This window comes from Armatimonas sp., assembly GCF_043760365.1.
In the GTDB taxonomy this organism is placed as follows: Bacteria; Armatimonadota; Armatimonadia; order Armatimonadales; family Armatimonadaceae; genus Armatimonas.
Window position 1 is genome coordinate 1 of record NZ_JAYUPA010000152.1, and the last position, 6,125, is coordinate 6,125.

The 6,125-nt window shown below is 60.5% G+C and carries 5 protein-coding genes and 2 pseudogenes; 2 read left to right on the forward strand and 5 right to left on the reverse strand.

From position 1 onward, the window contains the following. The 3 genes from argH to ACH2EH_RS03805 form a co-directional block, all read right to left on the reverse strand. Nucleotides 1-867 (reverse strand): argininosuccinate lyase (argH, locus tag ACH2EH_RS03795; RefSeq protein ID WP_395139122.1); only part of this gene is annotated, 867 nt, incomplete at its 3' end. 273 nt (nucleotides 868-1,140) lie between these two features. Continuing rightward, on the reverse strand, nucleotides 1,141-1,485 hold the full coding sequence (locus ACH2EH_RS03800; RefSeq protein WP_395139124.1) for a hypothetical protein: 345 nt from the start codon (nucleotides 1,483-1,485) through the stop codon (nucleotides 1,141-1,143). Beyond that, on the reverse strand, nucleotides 1,482-1,631 hold the full coding sequence (locus tag ACH2EH_RS03805; protein WP_395139126.1) for a hypothetical protein: 150 nt from the start codon (nucleotides 1,629-1,631) through the stop codon (nucleotides 1,482-1,484). The genes ACH2EH_RS03800 and ACH2EH_RS03805 overlap by 4 nt, the downstream gene beginning before the upstream one ends. A gap of 122 nt (nucleotides 1,632-1,753) precedes the next feature. Here ACH2EH_RS03805 and ACH2EH_RS03810 point away from each other — a divergent pair. Both ACH2EH_RS03810 and ACH2EH_RS03815 read left to right on the forward strand, forming a co-directional pair. Further along, nucleotides 1,754-2,839, forward strand: a pseudogene (locus ACH2EH_RS03810) (arylsulfatase); the annotation flags it as partial. 333 nt (nucleotides 2,840-3,172) lie between these two features. Continuing rightward, nucleotides 3,173-3,922, forward strand: coding sequence for a DUF1080 domain-containing protein (locus ACH2EH_RS03815; RefSeq protein WP_395139130.1), 750 nt, complete (start codon nucleotides 3,173-3,175; stop codon nucleotides 3,920-3,922). A gap of 5 nt (nucleotides 3,923-3,927) precedes the next feature. Here the strand turns inward: ACH2EH_RS03815 and ACH2EH_RS03820 are convergent, their stop codons facing one another. Both ACH2EH_RS03820 and ACH2EH_RS03825 read right to left on the reverse strand, forming a co-directional pair. Next, nucleotides 3,928-4,884 (reverse strand): heparan-alpha-glucosaminide N-acetyltransferase domain-containing protein, encoded by a 957-nt coding sequence (locus ACH2EH_RS03820; protein ID WP_395139128.1) that lies wholly within the window; start codon nucleotides 4,882-4,884, stop codon nucleotides 3,928-3,930. Between the two features lie 101 nt (nucleotides 4,885-4,985). Continuing rightward, a pseudogene (locus tag ACH2EH_RS03825) lies at nucleotides 4,986-6,125 on the reverse strand (amino acid adenylation protein); the annotation flags it as partial.

The window sequence follows — 6,125 nt, forward strand, 5'->3', positions numbered from 1 at the left end:
GGCGACATCGGGGTTTTTCTTCTGCGGCATGATGCTGCTGCCCGTGGTGACTGAGTCGGCTAGCTCCACAAAGCCAAACTCCGGTGCGCTCCAGAGCACAAGCTCTTCGGCGAGGCGTGAGAGGTGAAGCTGAAGCAAGCTGGCATCGGCGCAGAACTCCACGGCGAAATCTCTATCCGCGACGGCATCGAGCGAGTTGGGGCAGATACCGTCAAAGCCTAGCTCAGCGGCGACAAACGCGCGGTCAATCGGAAACGGCGTCCCCGCGAGTGCCCCCGCCCCGAGCGGCAGAAAGTTCAGGCGCTTACGGCAGTCAGAAAGCCGCTCATCGTCGCGGCTGAGCATCCAGAAGTAGGCCAGTAAGTGATGAGAAAGTAAGACGGGCTGCGCGTGCTGGTGGTGCGTCCGCCCAGGCAGCACAGTTCCTAAATTCGCCTCGGCCAGCGCCACAAGCTGCACCCGAAGCTTGGTTAGTTCCCCGCGCAACTCATCCAGCGCCGTCCGTAGCCAGAGCCGCACATCGGTGGCGATCTGGTCGTTGCGGGAGCGCGCTGTGTGGAGCTTGCCCGCGACCTCTTTACCGAGACGCTCAAAGAGCATGCTCTCGATGGCGGAGTGAATGTCCTCGGCCTCGGGCGGCAAGTGGGCCGAGCCGCTCTCCAGGTCAGAGTAAAGCGCCTCCAGCCCGGTGACTATTTTTGCGGCGTCGCTTTCCGGGACAATGCCCTGCTTACCCAGCATCTTCGCATGCGCGATGCTGCCGGTGATGTCCTCACGCCAAAGCCTTTGGTCAAAAGGAAGTGATTGATTAAATTTCCAGACGAGAGCATCGGTCGTGCCCTCGAATCGTCCGCCCCAGAGTGCCATATCGGGGTCATGGTATCACGACGGCGTTTCGGGGGCGTTTTTCGGACGGGCGGCTAAAGCGGCCCGCTGGTGCGACAAGACCCGTAAACGGGCCTGGGGAGGGGCGTTTAGGTGTGCTTGTCGCTGATACTTATCCCACCGCAAAAAGGAACTTTTGGATGAGGCGCGGCTCGCCACTGGGACTCCTGCGCGATTCGGGTGGTGAGTAAGGCAATGAGCATAAGGAGCACTCCAATGAACACGAGAGAGCGGGAGGCATTTTGGAGCCACAGGTTACTTGGTGGGCTGTAGTGCATCTAGCTTCTCCGCCCACAGTTTCTCTTCCGGGGAAGGTGAGGTCTTTAAATGCGCTTCGAGGATTTGAATCGCACGCGCCTCTTGCTCTGGAGTGATGTGCTGGTGCTTCGTCTCTATGTCGGTGGCGGTGAAGGTGCAGGCGCGTGGCACTTCGTAGGTTTCGCCGCAGTGCTTGCAGACGACTGTGTACGTCCAGGAGTTTTCCCTCGGTGAGCGCGTCTCTGCCACTTTTGTGGCCTTTGGCGGGGTCACCTTGCTTGCACCGACAACGGCGAGCAGAACTCCTAGGGCGGTAAAGAGGGTTCGCTGGATCGGTTTCATGGTGCTTCCGTCCAGTCTTCAACTTGGTAGCGCTTAACCAGTGCAGTCATCTTCTGAAATACCTCGTCCAAGGTCGCTCCCTCCACGGAATCGGTCCACGGCTTTGCACGATACCCGCCCGGAATCTGCTCAATCACCATTTGCATCTTGTCATCTCTCCATAGCCATTTTATCCCAGTTTGCCGTGGGCTTTGTTAGTCTTCTCCAGCTCAACGCACTCCAAACGTTTATGACAGGAAATCCCATGCCTCGTGGTGAACCCTTCTTCATGCCTGCAACGCCGCTTAATCGTCCCAATATTGTCGTGATCCTTGCCGATGACCTCGGCTACGGGGATCTTGGCTGTTACAATCCTGCCTCAAAGATTCCGACTCCGAATCTCGATCAGCTTGCGCGGGAGGGCGTGCGTGCCACCGATGCCCACGCGCCCGCTTCCGTGTGCTCTCCCACGCGCTACGCGATGCTCACGGGGCGCTATGCGTGGCGCGGGATTCTGCAAAACGGGGTGGTGGCACCGTGGGGCAAGCCGATTTTAGAGAGAGATCGCCTGAATCTCGCCTTGTTGCTGCGCGGCTATGGCTACGCGACGGCGTGTGTGGGGAAGTGGCATCTGGGCTGGACCTGGCCGACCAAAGACGGTGCGCCGCCTAAGGGCGTGAATGCTGGGCCGAGTAATGTGGATTTTTCCAAACCCATCGGCGATGGCCCGACGGCGCGGGGTTTTGATTACTACTTTGGCGTGGACCTGCCCAATTTCCCGCCGTATTGCTTTATCGAGGGCGACCGAACCGTGGGGGTTCCCACGCGGCACACGGAGAGAGACGGGCAGATCAACCGGCCCGGGCCGATCCTCGACGGCTGGAAGCTGGAAGACATTTTGCCCGAGGTAGGCCGCCGCGCCGTGCGCTGGCTGGAGAAGGCGGGCAAGGCGAGTAAAGAGGGTAAACCGTTCTTTTTGTACCTGCCGCTGACATCGCCACACTTTCCCGTGGTGCCCTCGCCCGAGTGGCAGGGCAAGACCAAAGTTGGAGCCTACGGTGATTTTGTCGCGCAGACTGATGGTGTGGTTGGGGATGTCTTAGCGGCGCTGAAGCGAAATGGGTTGGAGGAAAACACCCTCGTGATCTTTACATCGGACAACGGCCCGGAGCTCACAGGGGAGGTAAAGATCGGTGTCTATGACCGCATCACGGAGTTTGGCCACGACAGCCGGGGAGGCTTGCGCGGAGCCAAGCGCGACATGTGGGAAGGCGGGCACCGTGTTGCGTTTCTCGCACGCTGGCCTGGGAAAATTCGTGCGGGTTCGGTGTGTAAAGAGACAATCTGCCATGTGGACTTGATGGCGACTCTGGCCGGTGTGCTGGGAGCTGAGCTGCCCGCTGACTCCGCTGAGGATAGTGTGGATCTACTGCCCGCGCTGACAGGTAAGCCCGGCAAGAGGCGCACGATTCCCACGGTGCATCAAGCCGCGTCGGGGAAGTTTGCCATTCGCAAAGACAACTGGGTTTTTATCAACGCCCCCAGTGGCAACGACAACGGGAAGGGCGAGCCGGAGTCGCTGCGGCACGGCCCGGCGCACGGCCAGCCCGGTGAGCTGTTCTCTCTCAAGGACGACCCTGCAGAGCGCACAAATCGCTACGTCGAGCAGCCCGGTCTCGTGTTGGAGCTAAAAGCATTGCTGGAGCGCGTGAAGGCCGAGGGGCGCACGACTCCGCCGTATCTGAGGAAGCGACGCGATATTGGTGTCGGTGCAAAGCCCATTTCTGGGGCGGAGGTGATTCTGAATGGCACGCGAAAGCTGCTCGACGACAAGTGGACGTACTGGCAAGGCCCGCGCTTTCGTTCGTCGCTGCCGATTAAGTGGCAGGTGGTTCAAGACCCCATAGACGGCGGTACCTGTGTCCAGACAGACGATCCCGCCGCTGCGGGGGGGCTCTACGGCGCGGCGGATATTGTGACGAAACGCACCTACCGAGACTTTCGGTTGCACATTGAGTTCTGGATCGCAAAGCCGGGCGGCAACAGCGGCGTGTATCTTCAGAACCGCTACGAGATCCAGATCTGCGATGGCGACCGAACGACGCACGGCCTCGGGGCGGTGATCAATGAGCAGCCCGCGCCGTACCACGCCTACCATGGCCTCGGAAAGTGGAACGCGTACGATATTGTCTTTCGTGCCGCGCGATTTGTGGGTGGCAAGCTGGTCGAGAAGGCCCGCACGACGATCTATCTCAACGGCCAGAAAGCGCACTCGGATGTGCCCATTAGTCAGGTCTGGGGCGGCGCTGACTCCGGTGTGGATGGCGGAAACGACGGGGGGCGTGGAATCACGGACACGCCCCAGGGCCTCAAGCTCCAGTGCGAGGGCCACGATGTGCGCTACCGCAATGCCTGGATCAAGGAGCTAAGCCTGGATAAGACAGGAACGGATTTCTAGGCTTTCTAGGCGCGTGCCCAGAGACTCTCTAGCGGGCCACGCGAAAAATGCCGGAACCAGAGCGTGGTGAGCGGGAGCGCGAGGAGCACGTAGCCAAAGAACGCCCAGAGCCCAAGGTGAACGGGCCAGTCTTCGTCGGGATAGAAGAGGCGCAGCGGGGCAAAGACGGCAACAAGATGCAGAACATAGTGCGTGAGTGATGCTTGTCCAAGCCGTGCGAGTAGCTGGGTGATTTTGGGCAAGCCCCGTGCACCGTCCCACCAGAGTAGGCCCGCAATCACAGTGGCAGCGCTGCTCCCGATGCGCAGTAAAAACGGCAGTGTGGTCGGAATCCAGGTTGTCGGGCCAAGGCGCTCCCCCGGGAGCTGCGTGATGACGGTAACGACCAAGGCACCCCAAAAGCAGCGCCTAGCACGCTCGGTCGTCGGTCCGGCACCAGCGACAGCAATGACTCCTAGAAGCGGTAGCGCGAGCCAGGGAAGAATCGGGTAGTTTCCATCGAAGACAAGCGCCCGTAGCGTCGCCCAACCAGGCCCGTGATCCGCAAGATGACCGCCGTCGTCGAGCCAGTCTGTGGTGACGAAGTGAGTGAGGTGCGCCTGAACGAGCGGGGTAACAGCGAGAATCAGCACGAGCACACTCCATACCGTGCGTTGGCCCGCACGCCAGAGCAAGATGCTAAGCACCATCATTAGCGCGAGTGGCACCAGAACTTCCGTGGGCCAGACAAAGCGATGGAATAGTGCCCCGAAAACCGCGAGTGTCAGAGCGCGACGAGCGAGCTTCATCGGATGAGGCGTATGCCTTGCTTGGAGTGCCCAGGCCATTCCCGCGAGCAAAAAAAAGAGCGCCGCTGCTCGACCTTCGAGAATATTCGCCAGCTGGGAGCCGACCAAGTGCAGGTAGATCATCCCCAAAACGGCGATTCCACGTGCAACATCGAGTGCGGGGAGGCGTGTCATTTTACCGCTCCGCGTAACCTTTCCCACCCCCGCCCCTCCCTCCCCCGGACACTCGTTCCTCGTTGGGGAAGAGAGGGGGCAGGGGGAGAGGTTACCTTGGCTCATCGTGTGGGAGCCCCTTCGTAGCGCTGGCCCGGGAGTAAAAACTCGTCTTTCATGATGACGCTGTGCGGCGCGACGTAGGTTCCCTCGCCGATTATGGCTCCGTAGAGCGGAACGGTGTTGCTTCCCACGGTCGCATTCGCGCCGATTCGTACTTTGTCTAGTTTCAGCACGCGGTCCTCGAACGTGTGGGCTTGGAACGCCGCCGTCACCGTGGCTCCGTCGCCGATCTCGATCATGTCGGGGTCCACTACTTGCGAGAAGCCACTGCCCAGCACGACGCCATGCCCGAGCTTGAGGCCCATCGCACGCAGATACGAAGTGAGCAGAGGAGTGCCTTCGAGGGCCGTGAGTGTCCCACGGGCATAGACTCCCCAAGCGACGTAGAGAAAGTCCCAGCGGCTGCACCAGCACGACCAGAGCGGGTGCGTTCCAGAGTGTGCCTTTCCCAGTAAAAGCCACTTAAGCGCTAAGATTACCAGGCAGAGCGCTGCCACTCCCGCCGCAGCGAACAGCGGTGCAGTCCACACGTTCTGCGCCATGCCCGCTAAGCTCTCATAGAGTACCAGCGTCGGCACCACGGGCAAGGCAAAGCGAAGTGTCTCCCAGAACAGGCGATTCAGATAGCGAAGAACACTGGGGTTATGGGTCAGCTCGCGATCGTAGGCGACAATCTCGCGGCGCGGAAGCGCAAAGGGAGGGTGCCCAAACCAAGAGGTGCCACTTGACATGAGCGCGTCATCGGCGACGGTACAGACACCCAGCAAGATATCATCGGGTAAGTTCTGGCCCCCCGCGACGACGACGTGGTTGCCTAGAAAGACATTGGTGCCGATTTTTACTCTTGCGAGTGTCACCGTGCCGCGATGGACTTTTGGTCCTCCGAGATAGATTCCGTCCGCGAAAAATGTCTCTGGCCCGATCGCAATCAATTCTGGGATGACGTCAATAATGGTGCTAATCTCGCAGCTTCGCCCCACATGCATCCCCGCCGCACGGAGCCAGAGCGGCCAGAAAAGGGTGCCACTGAGCCACTCCCCAGCGGAGTCCACGAGGCCCGCCTTGAGCCAGACGGGAATGTAGCCCCGGCTCCAGCGCGAGAGTACGCCCTCCGAGGCGCGGCCCAGCGCACGAACGGC

Coding starts and splice junctions, on each gene's coding strand:
- ACH2EH_RS03800 (WP_395139124.1), bottom strand. CDS start 1,485: ATGAAACCGATCCAGCGAACCCTCTTTACCGCCCTAGGAGTTCTGCTC.
- ACH2EH_RS03805 (WP_395139126.1), bottom strand. CDS start 1,631: ATGCAAATGGTGATTGAGCAGATTCCGGGCGGGTATCGTGCAAAGCCG.
- ACH2EH_RS03820 (WP_395139128.1), bottom strand. CDS start 4,884: ATGACACGCCTCCCCGCACTCGATGTTGCACGTGGAATCGCCGTTTTG.